Origin of the sequence: Tetzosporium hominis (assembly GCF_002265435.1) — a bacterium.
In the GTDB taxonomy this organism is placed as follows: Bacteria; Bacillota; Bacilli; order Bacillales_A; family Planococcaceae; genus Chryseomicrobium; species Chryseomicrobium hominis.
This window is the reverse complement of record NZ_NOKQ01000017.1, coordinates 1-232: the sequence shown is the minus strand read 5'-3', so window position 1 is coordinate 232 and position 232 is coordinate 1. Positions and strand designations below refer to the sequence as shown.

Here is a 232-nt window from a genome sequence, read left to right as displayed (position 1 = left end):
CTGAATCATTTTGCTTCGCCATACGGAGCGCAGCTCCGGCTTGCCTGCCGGCGGGGCATACGGGTACAGATCCTTCGGCTGGTAAGCCGAAAGTTTGTCTTGGATGACGCCAAGATGCATCGGGATTCCACCTTCGGTGGCAATACCGATCGTCGCGTTATATTTTTTCGCATGACTCGTTGCTTCCGCAGATTGGCTCAGGATGCCTTCCTTCGGGAAGTAAATTTCTTTG

At 53.0% G+C, this 232-nt stretch carries 1 pseudogene; it reads right to left on the bottom strand.

From position 1 onward, the window contains the following. Window positions 1-232 (bottom strand): annotated as a pseudogene (locus tag CF394_RS00050) (aminotransferase class I/II-fold pyridoxal phosphate-dependent enzyme); the annotation flags it as partial.